The organism is Pseudomonas sp. 1 R 17, from assembly GCF_900067035.1.
GTDB classification, from domain to species: Bacteria; Pseudomonadota; Gammaproteobacteria; order Pseudomonadales; family Pseudomonadaceae; genus Aquipseudomonas; species Aquipseudomonas marginalis.
On the sequence record NZ_FKLB01000064.1, the window covers coordinates 101,358 to 117,421 of the forward strand.

12 protein-coding genes are annotated in these 16,064 nt (G+C 61.4%); 7 read left to right on the top strand and 5 right to left on the bottom strand.

The annotated features are described in order from the left end of the window. Positions 1–42: 42 nt before the first annotated feature. Together BFP99_RS27050 and BFP99_RS27055 are read left to right on the top strand one after the other, a co-directional pair. The gene (locus BFP99_RS27050; protein WP_065927874.1) at positions 43–1,341 is read left to right on the top strand and encodes an MFS transporter; all 1,299 of its coding nucleotides are present in this window, start codon (positions 43–45) and stop codon (positions 1,339–1,341) included. Continuing rightward, the gene (locus BFP99_RS27055) at positions 1,338–2,315 is read left to right on the top strand and encodes an NAD(P)-dependent oxidoreductase (RefSeq protein ID WP_065948654.1); all 978 of its coding nucleotides are present in this window, start codon (positions 1,338–1,340) and stop codon (positions 2,313–2,315) included. The genes BFP99_RS27050 and BFP99_RS27055 overlap by 4 nt, the downstream gene beginning before the upstream one ends. Positions 2,316–2,385: 70 nt before the next feature. Here the strand turns inward: BFP99_RS27055 and BFP99_RS27060 are convergent, their stop codons facing one another. Further along, a complete protein-coding gene (locus tag BFP99_RS27060; protein ID WP_027606434.1) occupies positions 2,386–4,011 on the bottom strand; it encodes a methyl-accepting chemotaxis protein in 1,626 nt (541 codons plus the stop codon). 235 nt (positions 4,012–4,246) lie between these two features. On the opposite strand from BFP99_RS27060, the gene BFP99_RS27065 reads away from it, so the two are divergent. Both BFP99_RS27065 and BFP99_RS27070 read left to right on the top strand, forming a co-directional pair. Further along, on the top strand, positions 4,247–5,671 hold the full coding sequence (locus tag BFP99_RS27065; protein ID WP_065948655.1) for a nucleobase:cation symporter-2 family protein: 1,425 nt from the start codon (positions 4,247–4,249) through the stop codon (positions 5,669–5,671). A gap of 16 nt (positions 5,672–5,687) precedes the next feature. Then, positions 5,688–6,149, top strand: a complete 462-nt coding sequence (locus tag BFP99_RS27070) for an LEA type 2 family protein (RefSeq protein WP_065927877.1) — start codon at positions 5,688–5,690, stop codon at positions 6,147–6,149. A gap of 298 nt (positions 6,150–6,447) precedes the next feature. Here BFP99_RS27070 and BFP99_RS27075 read toward each other — a convergent pair whose 3' ends face one another. Beyond that, the gene (locus tag BFP99_RS27075) at positions 6,448–7,374 is read right to left on the bottom strand and encodes a carbon-nitrogen hydrolase family protein (protein WP_065927878.1); all 927 of its coding nucleotides are present in this window, start codon (positions 7,372–7,374) and stop codon (positions 6,448–6,450) included. A 90-nt stretch (positions 7,375–7,464) separates the two neighbouring features. On the opposite strand from BFP99_RS27075, the gene BFP99_RS27080 reads away from it, so the two are divergent. After that, positions 7,465–8,385: a LysR family transcriptional regulator gene (locus tag BFP99_RS27080; protein ID WP_065948656.1), complete on the top strand. Its 921-nt coding sequence runs from the start codon at positions 7,465–7,467 to the stop codon at positions 8,383–8,385. Here BFP99_RS27080 and BFP99_RS27085 read toward each other — a convergent pair. Then, positions 8,357–8,611, bottom strand: a complete 255-nt coding sequence (locus tag BFP99_RS27085; protein WP_065927880.1) for a hypothetical protein — start codon at positions 8,609–8,611, stop codon at positions 8,357–8,359. The genes BFP99_RS27080 and BFP99_RS27085 overlap by 29 nt on opposite strands. A gap of 165 nt (positions 8,612–8,776) precedes the next feature. On the opposite strand from BFP99_RS27085, the gene BFP99_RS27090 reads away from it, so the two are divergent. Then, positions 8,777–9,097 (top strand): DUF883 family protein, encoded by a 321-nt coding sequence (locus tag BFP99_RS27090; RefSeq protein ID WP_032887039.1) that lies wholly within the window; start codon positions 8,777–8,779, stop codon positions 9,095–9,097. Between the two features lie 155 nt (positions 9,098–9,252). On the opposite strand, the gene BFP99_RS27095 is transcribed toward BFP99_RS27090, so the two are convergent. Beyond that, positions 9,253–10,287 carry an Ldh family oxidoreductase gene (locus tag BFP99_RS27095; protein WP_065927881.1) on the bottom strand — a complete coding sequence of 345 codons (1,035 nt, stop codon included), beginning with the start codon at positions 10,285–10,287 and terminating at the stop codon, positions 9,253–9,255. A gap of 192 nt (positions 10,288–10,479) precedes the next feature. Here BFP99_RS27095 and BFP99_RS27100 point away from each other — a divergent pair, with 192 nt between their 5' ends. Beyond that, on the top strand, positions 10,480–15,642 hold the full coding sequence (locus tag BFP99_RS27100) for a dermonecrotic toxin domain-containing protein (protein WP_065948657.1): 5,163 nt from the start codon (positions 10,480–10,482) through the stop codon (positions 15,640–15,642). Between the two features lie 20 nt (positions 15,643–15,662). Here the strand turns inward: BFP99_RS27100 and BFP99_RS27105 are convergent, their stop codons facing one another. Continuing rightward, a complete protein-coding gene (locus tag BFP99_RS27105) occupies positions 15,663–15,932 on the bottom strand; it encodes a PepSY domain-containing protein (RefSeq protein ID WP_065927883.1) in 270 nt (89 codons plus the stop codon). Between the last annotated feature and the right edge of the window lie 132 nt (positions 15,933–16,064).

Genomic DNA, 16,064 nt, shown 5'->3' on the forward strand with positions numbered 1-16,064 from the left:
ACACCCTGTTGCCACAACTACAACAAGCTCAGGAGCAACCTTATGGACACCGTGAAACTCGCTACCCGCCGTTGGTGGTACATCATGCCCATCGTCTTTATCACCTATAGCCTGGCGTATCTGGACCGCGCCAACTACGGCTTTGCCGCCGCCTCCGGGATGGCCGAGGACCTGATGATCACCCCCGGTATGTCGTCATTGCTGGGTGCACTGTTTTTCCTTGGCTACTTCTTCTTCCAGGTGCCGGGTGCGATCTACGCGCAGAAGCGCAGCGTCAAGAAGCTGATTTTCGTCAGCCTGATCCTCTGGGGCGGGTTGGCCACCCTGACCGGCGTGGTGTCCAACGCCTACATGCTGATCGTCATTCGCTTCATGCTCGGCGTGGTCGAGGCCGCCGTGATGCCGGCCATGCTGGTGTACCTGTGTCACTGGTTCACCCGTGCCGAGCGCTCGCGGGCCAACACCTTCCTGATCCTCGGCAATCCGGTGACCATGCTGTGGATGTCGGTGGTGTCCGGCTACCTGGTGCAGCATTTCAGCTGGCGCTGGATGTTTATCATCGAAGGCCTGCCGGCGGTGCTGTGGGCGTTTATCTGGTGGAAACTGGCGGATGAAAAACCCGCAGATGCCAAGTGGCTGAGCGAACAGCACAAAAAAGACCTGGAAAGCGCGCTGGCCGCCGAACAGGTCGGTATCAAGGCGGTGAAGAATTACGCCGAAGCGTTCCGTTCGCCCAAGGTGATCATCCTGGCGCTGCAGTTTTTCTGCTGGAGCATCGGCGTGTACGGCTTCGTCTTGTGGCTGCCGTCGATCCTCAAGAAAGGCCTGCAGATGGACATGGTCGAAGCCGGCTGGCTCTCGGCCCTGCCCTATCTCGCTGCCGTGATCGCCATGCTGGCGGTGTCGTGGGGCTCGGACAAACTGCAAAAGCGCAAACGCTTCGTATGGCCGCCACTGCTGGTTGCCTCCATCGCGTTCTATGCCTCCTACGCCCTGGGCGCCGAACATTTCTGGTGGTCCTACACCCTGCTGGTCATTGCCGGAGCCTGCATGTATGCGCCGTACGGACCGTTTTTTGCCATCGTCCCGGAAATCCTCCCCGCCAACGTCGCCGGTGGCGCCATGGCGCTGATCAACAGCATGGGCGCCCTCGGCTCGTTCGGCGGCTCCTACCTGGTGGGCTACCTCAATAGCAGCACCGGCTCGCCCGGCGCCTCGTACCTGCTGATGAGCGGCGCGCTGATGCTGTCGGTGGTGCTGACGATTTTCCTCAAGCCCGGCGCCAGTGACCGTGAACGCGCGCCCATCTCGACCCTCGAATTGAAGGTGAAAACCCCATGAAAAAGTCTGTGGTTCTGTACAAGAAGCTCTCCGCACCGTTAATGGCGCGCCTGCATGAACAGTGCGACGTCACCCTGATAGACGCACTGGACGAGACTGGCCTGGCCAAGCTGCGCGATGCACTGCCCAACGCCCACGGCCTGCTCGGTGCCAGCCTGCGCCTGGATGCCGGGTTGCTGGATCTCGCACCGCAACTGGAGGCCGTGGCCAGCGTGTCCGTGGGGGTCGACAACTACGATATCGACTACCTGACCCGGCGCGGCATCCTGCTCAGCAACACCCCGGACGTGCTCACTGAAACCACCGCCGATACCGGCTTCGCGCTGATCCTGGCCACCGCCCGGCGTGTGGTGGAGCTGGCCGACATGGTGCGCGCCGGCCAGTGGAACAAGAATATCGGCCCCTCACACTTCGGCAGCGACGTGCATGGCAAGACCCTGGGCATCATCGGCATGGGCCGCATCGGCGAAGCCTTGGCCCAGCGCGGGCATTTCGGTTTTGGCATGCCAGTGATCTACCACAGCCATTCGCCCAAGCCGGCGGTGGAACAGCGCTTTGGCGCGCAGTACCGCAGCCTTAACGATTTGCTGCAACAGGCCGATTTTGTCTGCCTGACCCTGCCGCTCACGGCTGAAACCGAAAAGCTGATCGGCGCCGAACAATTTGCGCGGATGGGCCCGGAGACGATCTTTATCAATATCTCGCGGGGCAAGGTGGTGGACGAGGCCGCGCTGGTGGAGGCCTTGCAGCAACGTACGATTCGGGCGGCGGGGTTGGATGTGTTCGAAAAGGAACCGCTTGATCACGGCTCACCGTTGCTGCGTCTGAATAACGTGGTGGCGACGCCGCATATCGGCTCGGCGACCCATGAGACGCGGGAGGCGATGGCCACGTGTGCGGTGGACAATCTGTTGCAGGCGTTGGCGGGTGAAAAACCGAAGAACCTGGTCAACCCAGGGGCTTGGAAACAATAAACACATGTGGGAGGGGCGGTGCGACGATTCGACTTGCCCCCTCCCACATTTTTGCCAGTATTCCAAATACTTAGATAACGAACCTCGCCACCATCCCATTCAAATCCACCGCCAGGCGCGACAGCTCGTGGCTGGCGGCACTGGTCTGGTTGGCCCCCGCCGCCGACTGGGTGGCCAGGTCGCGGATGTTGACCAGGTTGCGGTCCACTTCGCGGGAGACCTGGGCCTGTTCTTCCGACGCGCTGGCGATCACCAGGTTGCGTTCGTTGATCAGGCTGATGGACTGGGTGATCTGCTCCAGGGCCACGCCGGCGGCGCGGGCCATTTCCAGGGTGTCCTGGGTGCGCTGGTTGCTCTGTTGCATCGACTGCACCGCTTCACCGGTACCGTTCTGGATGCCGGCGACCATCTTCTCGATTTCCTGGGTCGACTGCGCCGTGCGATGGGCCAGCGCCCGCACCTCATCCGCTACCACCGCAAAGCCGCGGCCGGCTTCACCGGCGCGGGCCGCTTCGATGGCGGCGTTGAGCGCCAGCAGGTTGGTCTGTTCGGCAATCGCGCGGATCACGTCCAGCACCTTGCCGATGTCACGGCCCTGGGTGGCCAGGCCTTCGATCATCGCGGCAGTGTTTTGGACGTCCTGGGTCATGGTCTGGATCGCGCCGACGGTTTCCATCACCCGGTCGCGACCTGACCGCGCGGCCTGGTTGGACTGGTTGGAGGCCTCGGAGGTGGACACCGCATTGCGCGCCACTTCCTCCACCGCCGCGGTCATCTCGTTGACCGCCGTGGCGGCCTGATCGATTTCATTGTTCTGTTGCTGCAGGCCCCGGGACGCTTCCTCGGTCACGGCGCTCAACTCTGTCGCCGCCGAGGCCAGTTGCGTGGCCGAACCGGCAATGTGCTGGATGGTCTGGCGCAGGTTGGTTTGCATGGTCGACAGGGCGTTGATCAGGCGCGCGGGTTCATCGTTGCCATTATCTTCAACGACGCTGGTCAGGTTGCCACCGGCGATGGTTTCAGCCACCTGAACGGCTTTGCGCAACGGCGTGACAATGCTGCGGGTCAGCAGCCAGGCCAGCAGCACCGTGAGCAGTGCAGCGCTGACCGAGACCACGATAATCCCGGTGATGGCACTGGTGTAACTGTGCCCTGCCGCGTCGCTGGCTTGCTTGGCGTTGGCGGCATTGATCGCAATCAGCTTGTTCAACTGCTCGCCCATCTGGTCGGTGCCTTCCTTGATCCGGGTATTGATCAGGGTGCGCATCTGCTCGACGTCGCCTTGCTTGGACAGCGCCAGCATGTCCGCCTGGGCCTTGAAGTAGTTATCCAGGGTGCTGACAAACGTCTTGTACAACGCCGCTTCCTCCGTACCGGCGGGTAATGCCGCGTAGCCGGCCTGGGCCGTCTTGACCTTGTCGACCAGCACGCCGATGCGGGTTTCGGCTTCCTGCAGGCCGGCCGGCTCGCGGTTGACCAGCACCCGAAATGACAGGATACGCATGCGCAGGACGTTCTCCGTCATCTGGGCCAGGTACGTCACGCTGGGCAGCTGGTTGCTGCTCATGTCCACCGAGGCCTGGCGGATCAACGTCATGCGGTTGGCCGCAAACCCGCCCAACACCACCACTAACAGGGCGATGAAGGCGAAACCGAGGGAAGCGCGAGGGGCGATATTCAGGTGACGGAGCGACATAAGGGCGATCTCGAAATATAGAGTGGCGGCGCGCGTCCATGCCACGAAACGATCAGCCAGCGTCAACGCACTGCCTGACACCGGCCATCACTGTTGTTTTTGATAGATGGGCCTATAAGCAGTATCGGCAGGAATCGGGGTTTTATGCAGGGTCTTTATAAATATTTTTTTACACTTCTGACGCTGGGCCGTTTCTGGCATCCTGCGCCTCCATTTTCTGACCCGAGCCCTCATTTTGTCTGACGCTCAAGCCCCCCGCCCCCGCTATAAATCCGACCTGATCTACGGCCTGGAGGATCGCCCGCATTTCAGTGCGGCGATATTTGCCGCGTTGCAGCATGTGCTGGCCAGTTTTGTCGGCATCATCACCCCGACGCTGATCGTCGGTGGTGTGCTCGGTCTGGAAAGCGAAGTGCCCTATCTGGTGAGCATGGCGCTGTTTGTGTCGGGGCTCGGCACCTTCGTCCAGGCGCGCACGTTCGGCCCCATTGGGTCGGGGCTACTGTGCCTGCAAGGCACCAGTTTCTCGTTTATCAGCGTGATTCTCAGCGCGGGGTTCATGGTCAAGGCCCGGGGCGGCGGCACCGATGAGATCCTCTCGACGATCTTTGGCATCTGCTTTTTCGCGGCGTTTATCGAAGTGGTGCTCAGCCAGTTCATCGGCAAGCTGCGCAAGCTGATCACCCCGGTGGTGACCGGCACCATCATCACCTTGATGGGGCTGTCGCTGATCAAGGTGGCCGTCACCGACATGGCTGGCGGTTTTGGCGCCAGCGACCTGGGCGCCGCGAGCAATATGGGCCTGGCAGCACTGGTGCTAGTGACCATCGTGGTGCTCAACCGCTTCAACAACCCGTTCCTGCGCCTGGGCTCCATCGTGATCGGCCTGACCTTGGGCTTTGTGGTCGCGTGGTGGATGGGCCGTGTCGACCTGGCCGCCCTGCCCCACGTGCCACTGATCAGCGTGCCGGTGCCCTTCAAGTACGGTTTCTCGTTCGACTGGGTGGCGTTTATCCCGGTGGCGGTGATCTTCCTGATTTCGCCGTTGGAAGCAGCCGGTGACCTGACGGCCAACTCGATGATTTCCCAACAGCCGGTCAAGGGCCCGCTGTACATCAAGCGCATCAAGTCGGGCCTATTGGCCGACGGCCTCAACTCGGCGATGGCGGCGACCTTCAACAGCCTGCCAATGGTGACGTTCGCCCAGAACAACGGCGTGATCCAGTTGACCGGCGTGGCCAGCCGCTACGTGGCGTACTTCATCGCGGGTTTGCTGGTGCTGCTGGGGCTGTTCCCGATGATCGGCGCGGTGCTGCAACTGATGCCCAAGCCGGTGCTGGGCGGCGCGACCCTGATCATGTTCGGCACCGTGGCGGTGGCCGGCATCAAGATCCTCGCCGAAGCCGGGCTGCACCGCCGCAATGTGCTGATCGTGGCGATCTCCCTGGGCATGGGCCTGGGCGTGGCCGCCGTGCCGGAAGTGTTGCGCGACCTGCCCAAGGCGCTGCACAACATCTTCGAGTCGCCGATCACTGTGGGCGCGTTCTGTGCAATCCTGCTGAACATTTTCCTGCCGGAAGCGTTCATAGAGCTGCAGGAAGATGAATTTGATCCGGAGTCCTCTACCCTCAAAGTGATGCAGGACCCGGACGTCACGTAATAGGAGCACCCTTTGCATGCGCAAGCTCATGGTTCTATCGCTGCTACTGCTGAGCTTGAGCGCCTGTGCGCTGTTCCCCAACCGCGACCCGGTGAATATCAATGTGGTGGGCATCGAGCCGCTGCAAAGCCAGGACCTGGAAGTGCGCTTCGCCGTGAAACTGCGGGTGCAGAACCCCAATGAAACGGCGATCGACTACAACGGCGTGGCCCTCGACCTGGAGGTCAATGGTCGGCCGCTGGCGTCGGGGGTGAGTGACCAGCGCGGCAGCATCCCGCGTTTTTCCGAAACCGTGCTGATGGTGCCGGTCAGCGTTTCGGCGTTTTCCGTGCTGCGCCAGACCTTAGGCCTGAGCCAGACCCAGAGCTTGAACAACCTGCCCTACGTGCTGCGGGGCAAACTGGCGGGCGGGCTGTTCGGCACGATGCGCTTTGTAGACCGTGGCACGCTGGACTTGCCGAATACCGCGACCTGGTAATGACACCATGCAACCGACACTCTTTACCGAACGCCTGATCCTGTCTGGGAAATGACCCGCGAGGAATGGCTGGAAACCCAATCGCCCAAAGGCTGAGAGAGCCAAAGGTGGAAGGGGCTTGCCAGAATGCCGTTCAGTTGGCTTTTTGTAGGAGCGAGCTTGCTCGCGAAGCACTCAGGGCCACCGCGTTTATCGAGAATGAACGCGTTGCCTGAGCGTTTTTCGCGAGCAAGCTCGCTCCTACAGGGATTAACTGAACGGCGTTAGGGCTTGCCCCCTCCCACATTTCGACCGGGTTTCAGTCGGTGATATAGCGCACGCCTGGCTTGGCCCGCTCATCCACCACCAGCTCGAACACATCCGGGCGGGCGTAATGCCCCACCACGTCATAGTCGTACCGCGCTCGCACCAGGTCATCGGTGTCGATCTGCGCCGTCAGCAGCCCGACCTCCCCCACCAGTGGCCCGGCCAGGATGTCGCCCATCGGGCCGACAATCACGCTGCCGCCGGCGATCAACGGGCGCTCTGCAGGCCAGTTGGCGACCTCGATGCCCAGTGCCTGGGGCGAGGCCTGCACCTGGCACGCACTGACCACAAAGCAGCGCCCTTCATGCGCCACATGGCGCATGCTCACCTGCCACATCTCGCGCTCATCCACCGTTGGCGCGCACCACACCTCGACGCCCTTGGCGTACATCGCGGTGCGCAGCAGCGGCATCATGTTTTCCCAGCACACCGCACCGCCGATACGCCCTGCCGCCGCGTCGATCACCGGCAAGGTCGAGCCGTCGCCCTTGCCCCAGATCAGCCGTTCGGTGCCGGTGGGCATCAGTTTGCGGTGCTTGGCCACCAGGCCGCCCGTGGGTTCGACATACAGCACGGTGCAATACAAACTGCTGCCACTGCGCTCGATCACACCCAGCACCAGGCTGGCGCCGGTACGTGCCGACAGGCCGGCCAGAGCCTCGGTCTCGGCGCCTGGCACATCGATAGCGTTGGCAAAGTAGCGGGCAAAGGCTTCGCGGCCTTCGGGCAGGCGATAGCCCAATTGGGTGCCAAACCCTTCACCCTTGGGATAGCCGCCGAGCAACGCTTCGGGCATCACCACCAATTGCGCGCCGCTGCGCAGGATCTCGTCTTCATAGGCGAGGATTTGCGCCAGGGTCTCGGCCTTGCCGCCAGGCAGGGAACCGATTTGCAGGGCCGCCACAGTAGAAACGGGCATCACGATCACTCCAGATAAGGGGGTTGCCCATTCTCTCGCCAGGCTCGATCATGAATAAAGCCCACCTCAGTGCTGAATGATATGAGCCAGATGAATATCGCCCAGGTCGACCTGAACCTGCTGAAAACCTTCGAAGCCCTGCACGATGAGTCCAGCGCCAGCCGCGCGGCATTGCGCCTGGGTGTCACGCAGTCGGCCATCAGTGCAGGCCTGCGACGTCTGCGCGACGTCTATGGCGACCAATTGTTTGTGCGCACCGGCCGTGGCCTGGCGCCGACGCTGCGGGCCAACCAATTGAAACCGGTGATCAGTGAGGCGCTGGAGCGCTGTCGGCAAAGCCTGGCGATGGTCAATCCGGACAACCCGAATTATCAAGGCCGCTCGGTGGTGGTGGGCCTGTCCGACGACTTCGAAATTGCCTATGGCCGCCGGTTGATGGACACCATCGCACAGCGCTTGCCGAAGCTGCGGGTGATCTTTCGCCAGACCCACAGTCAGATCGTCGCCGGCGCCCTGCTCGACCGCACCCTGGACCTGGCAATTACCGCGGGCGGCTTTGCGCAAAGCCGATTGAGTCGGCAGGTACTGGGAGAGGGGGATTATCGCTGCGTCGTGGACCCACGCAGCCTGGCGCCAGGCCAGGAAAGCCTCAGCCTGGATGAATTTGTCACCCGCGAGCATGTGTTGGTGTCGTCAGGCGGGTTCATCGGCATCACCGACGAAGGGCTGGCAGCGCAGGGCCTGAGCCGCCAGGTGTGCGCCTCGACCAGTCATTTTGCCGCACTGCCGTTTCTGCTCAAGGGCAGCCAGGCGGTAGCGACCATTCCCGGGCATGCGGCGCAGGCCATCGCCGAGATGACCGGCCTGCGGGTCCTGCCCTGCCCGTTGGCACTGCCGCGATACCCGGTGGAACTGGGTTGGCGCACCCAGGCCCAGCTTGATCCGATGTTGCTTAAAGTACGCGAAGCGATTGCCGCCGGCTTTACTTCGCCGCCGCCATCAGTTTGTTGACTTCACTGCGCACCATGTTGGAAAACTCCGGTGGCGACATGCCGTCCAGTTCGGCGCGGACCCATTCGGACCACCTGCCCTTGCGCTTGGCGCGCTCACCGAACAACCGCGCGGCTTCGCCCTTGGCCTTGCCCAGGTTGGTCTGCCACAGGTCATAGAGGCGGGACTTTTCATCTTCCAGCTCGGCGCGTTCGGCGAGGGTCTTGTTGGCGAGATTGAAGCTCATGTTGAAATTCCTGCTGCACAAATAGACGACATCTTACACTGTAGGTCGATTTTTCCGGATTCGGATTTCGTTCGCCAGTGCCGACCCGGCAAAAAAACTGCAACTTTTGCCACCGCCCGGCACTCCATTGTTCACTGTCACATTCACTTGCAAGGAGTCACACCCATGGCCCGCAAAACTGCCGCCCAAGCTGTTGAAGATCAAATCAAGGATCAAGCATTCAGTGAACTGACGGCCCTGATCGAAGAATCGGACAAGCTGCTCAAAAGCAGCGCTGCCCTGGTGGGCGAAGAAGGCGAAACCCTGCGCGAACAGGTCGCCATCAAACTCAAGCAGGCACTGGATTCGGTATCCAACGTGCGCGAGCGTAGCAAGCCAGTAGTCGATGCCACCGAGACCTACATCGGTGGCCATCCATGGCAGACCGTCGCGATCTCCGCAGGCTTCGGCCTGGTGGTTGGCCTGTTGTTGGGTCGCCGTAACTGACATCGTCCGTATAGCGCTATGCGTGCGGAGCAGCTGCCGAGCGCAAGCGAGGCTGCGTCAGGCGCACTGCCGATTCAAGCTCGGGGCGCGGCCGACGCAGCCTCGCTTGCGCTCGGCAGCTGCTACGGAATTGCGCGGAGCGGGATAGACAGCCTCTACGTAGCCCAGTCCCGCAGCTGGTTCAGCGCTTCCAGATCCACCATCACGCCCTCCTCCAACGACTTCGCCCGCGTGCGATGACGTCGATCCCCCGGCAACCGCCGCAGCCCCGCCGCATGCATCTGCCGCACCAGTTCCTGGCTGCGCTCGGCAAAGTTCTGCCCGGCGGTTTTGCTTGGGTCGATCAGGATCAGCAATTGCCCGGTCCAGGGTGTGCGCGCTCCCGGATGGTCGGCCCAGTTGAACTCAAAGGAGAAGTTACCGCCGGTCAAGGCCGCTGCCAGCAACTCGACCATCATCGACAACGCCGAGCCCTTGTGCCCGCCAAAGGGCAACAACGCGCCACCTTCCAACACAGCCTTGGGGTCGGTGGTGGGCTGGCCGAGGCTGTCGACCCCCATGCCCGGCGGCAAGCGCTCACCCTTGCGCGCGGCAATCTGCACATCGCCATGGGCAATGGCGCTGGTGGCCAGGTCGAAGACGATAGGTGCGCCGTCGGCACGCGGTGCGGCGAACGCGATGGGGTTGGTACCGAACAACGGCCGGTCGGCCCCATGGGGCACCACGCAAGTCATGCTGTTGACCACGCTCAGCGCCACCAGGCCTTCTTCGGCGAACGGTTCGACATCGGGCCACAGGGCGGCGAAGTGATGGGAGTTGTGGATCGCCAGCAGCGCAATGCCGGCACTGCGCGCCTTGGCCACCAGCAGCGAACGGGCGGCCTGCAACGCTGGCTGGGCAAACCCGTTGCCGGCGTCGACCCGCACAAAGCCGGACGCCACGTCAGTGACGACCGGCACGGCCTTGCCGTCGACCCAGCCGCTGGCCAGGGTGCTGAGGTAACCGGGAATACGGAAGATCCCGTGGCTATGGGCACCGTCGCGTTCGGCGCCGGCGCAGTTGTGCGCCAGGATCGCGGCGACGTCCGGCGAAGTGCCGTGCTTCACGAATACCGCGTGCAACAAACCCACGAGGTCGTTGAAACCGATGAGCGCTGTAGCGTTGTCAACTATCGGGGACTGGGCAGACATCTGTAGCTCCGATTTTATAATTGGAAGAGACAACAAGAATCCAGACCCCCGATTAAACAACGCCTCAGGTGGCTGCTGTCAACGGGCGCTTGACATCTGCGGCGGTTTGATCGCGAGTTATCTACCCCCCTGCACTCCCGCGCAATCCTTAACGTGGGCGCTCGTAAACGTCTATCTGATGGAGAGTGCCCTATGTCGACGGTCATCCCGCCCTACTTCTTCGACGAGTTCCTGCTTCCCGTAAAACGCAAGGAGCCGACACCACGGGAGCGTGCCCTGGGGTTCACGGTCAAGGACCTTGAATGGTTGCACACGCTGTACTACGCCACCGACGCAGCCCGCCAGGACCCCGCGGTGCAAAGCAACCCCATGCACGTAGAACGGTTGTTGATCAACCCCGGCGGTCAACCCGCCATCCCACTGGCGGGCGCGTTCATGATGAGCCCGACGCCGGACGACAACAAAGCCGTGCTCTATACCCCCTACGGTGGCCTGGAACTGTTCGACAGCCGTGCCGGCCTGCTTGGCGAGGTGCAGGAACGCTTGACGCAACCGAGCAGGCGCAGCGAGTTGCTCCAGTTTCTGTCCATTGCCGAACGGGACGCGTTGCCGATAAACGTGCGCCTGACGCTGACCACCGCCACGATTGCGGACGCCGTGATGGCCGACCAACGGAGGATCATCCTGGCTAACCAGCAAAAAAATGTACGGGCGATGCTCGATGAACTGCGCAAGCTCCCCGGTCTGAACGACATGCTCGACACCTTGCTCGGCATCATGGCCCGCTCCTATTTCCCTGGGTTGAACCCGGCCGACACTCGCGTGAACTTCTTCAGCCGCCCGGCCACGGGCGAAGAGGCCCGCTGGGTCGACTCGCTTCCCTTGCGTGATGCGTTGCTGCGGTTTTATGTCAGGCATGCCTGGCCAACCGACCAGACTCATTCGTTCTTCAACATCGGCCGAAACACCACAGCCTTCAGCCAGCAGCAACTGGCCGAGGACCAGCAGCGATGGAACAGCGTGGTCGAGCAAACCAGCGGCATTCTTTCCAAGCTATTGAACAGCCTGCTCCAGTCGTACTGGAACCAAGAGGTCAACGCGGACCAGTCGCGCCAACGGTTTTGCGCCCGCGTCATGAGTGACAAATGTCGCGCAGACCTGCTGTTCAAGCATCAGGACATGATCCTGAGCAGCGAAGAAAGCGAGCAACTGCGCGCGCTGTTCCTGGCAGACAAGACCGCGCGCGCGGCCTATACCCACCACCTGAACGTCGAGAGGGTGCGCATCCATGCGCCCTTTCAGCACTATGTCCATCTTGGGGGCACCTTGATGATCAGCAATGCCCACGCGTACCTCTACACGCAATCACGCGGCTTGCAGGTGCTCAAGGACATCGATGATCTGAAGGACATCCTGTTGACCCTGCTCAAAACCGCAGGGCATGAAGATGAGTTGCTCAATTTCCTCTCCTTGGACGAGCGTAGCGTGTTCATTGGCAGTGATCAGATAGAAGTGACCGGCAAGCCGGTTGCGGGCGATGCGTTCCAGGAGATGGTCGAAGACATTCTCGCCAAACAGTTCGACAACCTGGAATATGCGCTGGGGCTCTATCGGCGTAGCGCAGGTGAGATCGACCTGGCCGCGCTGCTCGACAATGCCCTGGACGTGCGCACCATGCTCGACAGCCGTTTGCAGGCGCTGGACGCCGGCGGGCGCTGGTCCGTCCATCCCATCACCAGCGGCAACGGCCGCCCCTCTACCGTCCATGCCGAAAAGGCCAAGGCACAGCTGAAGACGCTGGAAACGGTCGAGGCGGCGATGGCGATGGAGCGCAGCAAACACCCGACCCTGCGCGAGTTGGTGGGCCGAGCATTGAACGTCGAGCTGGGCAAAAGACAGTTGAGCCTCAAAGCCGACAACGTCTACATCAACCGCTACGCCACGCCAGCCAGCGAGCGCGAAGAGCGATTGCCCCTGGCGTCGACAAGCATGGTGGAGCACTTTATTGCGCGCCTGGCCAAGCAAGCCGAGGCCTTGACCGACTCGCCCCTGACCTGGTTTTACGGCAAGCGCCGCTCAGGCGTCGCCAACCAACTGCACAACCTGACCACGAACAGCTTCAATGCGGTGATCGAGCAGGTCCTGACCACCTTTGCAGAACATGACCTGCGGACGCTGCCGCATCTACTCCTGGAACATAACCGCGCGCACCTGAGCCATGGCATGTTGCTGGGGCTCAGCGGTGAAGCACAACTGAGGCGATTACAAAAGAGCCTGCCGGTCGCCTGCCTCGACCTGCTGGACAGCGCCCTTCACGCCGAAAACATGACCCGACTCACCCGGCGTGGCCTCAACGGGTTTATCCCTGACGCGTTTGGCTTGACCCTCAACCTCGGGGCTGACGCCGTACCCGAGGCGCTGACCAACTGTTTTGTACTGACCGAGCGTGGTGGCACCGACCCCGACCATTCAGGGCTGGCAATGCTGTGGACGCCGCGTGCCGGCTATGAGGCCTTTGCGTCGTTCAACGTCTTGCGCGAAGTGCTGGAACAACGCTTGCTGAGCCCCACCGCACGGTTACCGCTGATCGAGAACCTGAGGCCCTCCAAGCGCATACCCCACCAGTCCTATCGGCTCGGCCCCCTGCAACGTATCGACGAGCATCTGCTGCACAATCGCCAACAGACTTACAGCGACTTCATGCGCGACAAGATCGACCATGTACTGTCGATGAAATTGAACGCTCAACGCTTTCAGGACTTCATGGACAGTTTTATCCGCCAGGCCACACCGACCAACCTGCCCAGGGCGATGGCCATTGCACGTGCCATGATCCATCAACAGGCACTGCCGGTCTGGCTGGGGATGGCGCGGCCACATGAACAAATCCTGCATGCCGAACTGCTTGAGCAATACCGCGCCAGCGTAACGGATGAGCAGGATTACCTGCACGGCCTCACACCCATGCGCGAACAGGTGCTGAGTAGCTTATCTACCTTGCTCAATGCGCGGTTTCCCGGGCAAGTGGTCAACCCCGACGCCATATTGATACCTGGCCGTATCGACCTGCAAAACCACACCCAGACCCTGACCGACTTCGCCCTGCGGCACTTGCCTGAACTGAACGCTGACGATATCCGGCCGCGATCGCGTACAGACACGCCCTTGCCAGCAGCACTCGATGGCAGCACCGTGGTGCAACTGGTGCGCCAACTGGACTTGAAAAGTCTCTACCAGACACAACTGACCACCCTGCTCAAGGGCCAGACCGAAGACACCCGTCGCCGTCGTCGATTGTTTTGTCGGCAACTGCCGTGGCAATTGCTGCAATACGCCCATGAACAAACACTTCAGGAGCGCCTGTCGGCATCAGCCTGGAGCTTTATCCAGCAAGTCTTTGATATGCCCGATGCCCTGGCGCGCAACAGCGTATGCGGCGTCACGGCGATGGTTCGCCCGCTCGAACTGATCGCCACGCCGGGGGCGGCGCTGGTCAAGGCTCTGGGCTGCTACCTGATCGGCCCGAAGGGCGGCGCGACGGGCCCGTTGATCCTGTATGCGCCCTATAGCCCCAGCCACCTGTTGAAGGAATACGCAAATGAAGCGGCGTTCATCAGCGAATTCACCACCCCCGGGGCGCTGCAAGAGTGGGTGGTCAGCCAGTTGGAAGAATCGCAACAAGCCACTTACCGCAATTTGCTCAGCCAGAACTGGCGTCATGGGCTTTCGGAAATCCGTGTGGGTGCCAACCCGATTGTCGGCAACCTGCTCAAGCGCCTGTTCAAGGACAATATTGAGTTGCTGCTGCAGATGCTCGCCTGCCAGTTCTCTGAGTCGGGCAAGGTCAAATGGGACGGGATCACCAGCCTGTTGACCCGGGAGATTCCCAAGGGTTTGCAGTTCATGGCCGGTAAACTTGCTTACCCGCTAGTGGTGTGGCGCAGCTACAAACTGTTCCTGGCCTCCGCAGAAGACCTGCAACAGCACCGCTGGCAACGCGCGCTCAAGGCCTTTGCCGGCGGAGTGGCCGAATTGGCCGCGCTGCGCAAGGCGCTGGACAAGCTCTTGCCCCAGGACGCGCCAGTCACGGAGCCGCCCCCCGTTGAGCAGTGGTTGCAAGCCCCCGCGCCTGCTGCGGATACCCTGGCAGACCTGGACCTGACCGCACCCGCACGGACACACCTGCAAGTATTCGAAGACCACGATATTGCGCTGGCGGACCTCACCCCAGGCAAGCCTACCGGCCTTTACAGGGATCAGGCCGGCACGCGGCAGTTCATCCCCTTGTCGGGCAAGGTTTATCCGATAAAACAAGCCGGCAAACACTGGCGGTTGATCAAGGACGAGCTACCGGGCCCCTATGTGCAGTGCAACACCCAGGGGGTGTGGACACTGGACCTCGACCGGCATTACCCGCGCTACGGCAAAACGTTAAGCCGCTACGCCGGCAAACTCACCACCCGTGCAGCCGAGCGCGATGCCATCAATATCGAAGCGGTGGGCATACGAGAGATTGCCACGCTATCCAACTGGAAGGCCCAGTGCATTGATGAAGCGCTCAATGTCGCGACGTACTATTCGGTCAACTGCAAACGCAACCTGCTGCACTTCGCGACACATTTGGCCCCCAATAGCCGGCTCGGGCGGTTCTTCAGCGAACTGTTCGGCATCGTCACGCTGACGCCCGAGCAGGTGCAGCGAGTCGAGCGACGGGTCGACGAGATACTCGATGAGTTGACGAACCATACCCTCATCAGCCCCGATTCGATGCGGTTTGTCAGCGGCACCCATCGCTACAGCCCGCGCAACACCTTTGCCTTTGTGCTGCCCGATGACCAGGAGCAGAAAATCTATTTGCTCGACCGCTTTTTCGACCCCCCACTGGATAACTATCAAAACCGCCTGACCACGCCGTTCAACATCTCGGCCCACGCACGGGCAACGGTGCTGATTCACGAGATATCGCACATCAAATCCTTGACTGAGGACCTGGCCTACCTGGACAGCATGCGCCCGTTTCACGACCTGATTAATGTGAAGATCCAAGGTGCCAGGCTGATGCAGACCGACCTGGCCGACTTGCGTGATACCGCGCTGTCCACGCTGACGCCCGCCACGCTGTTGTTCAAAACCTGGGATGAGTTCAGCGAAGAATGGGAGGATTTCGGCAGCAGTCGGGCGACCACGCCGCAAAAAGATAAAGTCCTCGGCATCACCGGCTGCCGAACCCTGAATGATGCACGGGACATGTTCATGAGCAATCCAGACAAACGAATCGACACGATTCTGGCCAATGCCGATTCGGTCACCTACCTGATCAGCCAACTCGGGCGAGAGCTGGATGCGGGAGCCTGAGCAGGCTCCCGGCAGGTACGTCAGTCTTTCTGGTCGCGCAGGATGTTGCCGGAGGCCCCATCGATACGGGCTTCGTACACGGTACCGTCGGACTTGCGTCCCTTGACTTCCCAGTAGCCATTGTCATCGGCTTCCGCCGCATAGACCTCGACATAACCCGCCTTGGTCTTGGCAACGTCGATGGCTTTTTCGATGGTGATCCAGCCTGCGCCTGGCTTATCGGCCAGGGCAGCGCCCGCACTAAGCAGAGCAGTGGTTGCACACAGCGCGACTAAGGTTTTCTTCAGCATTTTCGTACTCCATTGTGGGAATGTCCTGATTTTTAGGTACTCCCAAACGAGAATAAGTTCCAATTGATGTGCAATCGCCATGACGCCTGTTCTCGCGGTCCACCTCGGGAGGTTAGAATGTGCGAAATCAGG

Excerpts from the sequence above, each read along its gene's own strand:
- BFP99_RS27050 (WP_065927874.1), top strand. The coding sequence starts at position 43 with ATGGACACCGTGAAACTCGCTACCCGCCGTTGGTGGTACATCATGCCC.
- BFP99_RS27055 (WP_065948654.1), top strand. The coding sequence starts at position 1,338 with ATGAAAAAGTCTGTGGTTCTGTACAAGAAGCTCTCCGCACCGTTAATG.
- BFP99_RS27060 (WP_027606434.1), bottom strand. The coding sequence starts at position 4,011 with ATGTCGCTCCGTCACCTGAATATCGCCCCTCGCGCTTCCCTCGGTTTC.
- BFP99_RS27070 (WP_065927877.1), top strand. The coding sequence starts at position 5,688 with ATGCGCAAGCTCATGGTTCTATCGCTGCTACTGCTGAGCTTGAGCGCC.
- BFP99_RS27075 (WP_065927878.1), bottom strand. The coding sequence starts at position 7,374 with ATGCCCGTTTCTACTGTGGCGGCCCTGCAAATCGGTTCCCTGCCTGGC.
- BFP99_RS27080 (WP_065948656.1), top strand. The coding sequence starts at position 7,465 with ATGAATATCGCCCAGGTCGACCTGAACCTGCTGAAAACCTTCGAAGCC.
- BFP99_RS27085 (WP_065927880.1), bottom strand. The coding sequence starts at position 8,611 with ATGAGCTTCAATCTCGCCAACAAGACCCTCGCCGAACGCGCCGAGCTG.
- BFP99_RS27090 (WP_032887039.1), top strand. The coding sequence starts at position 8,777 with ATGGCCCGCAAAACTGCCGCCCAAGCTGTTGAAGATCAAATCAAGGAT.
- BFP99_RS27095 (WP_065927881.1), bottom strand. The coding sequence starts at position 10,287 with ATGTCTGCCCAGTCCCCGATAGTTGACAACGCTACAGCGCTCATCGGT.
- BFP99_RS27100 (WP_065948657.1), top strand. The coding sequence starts at position 10,480 with ATGTCGACGGTCATCCCGCCCTACTTCTTCGACGAGTTCCTGCTTCCC.
- BFP99_RS27105 (WP_065927883.1), bottom strand. The coding sequence starts at position 15,932 with ATGCTGAAGAAAACCTTAGTCGCGCTGTGTGCAACCACTGCTCTGCTT.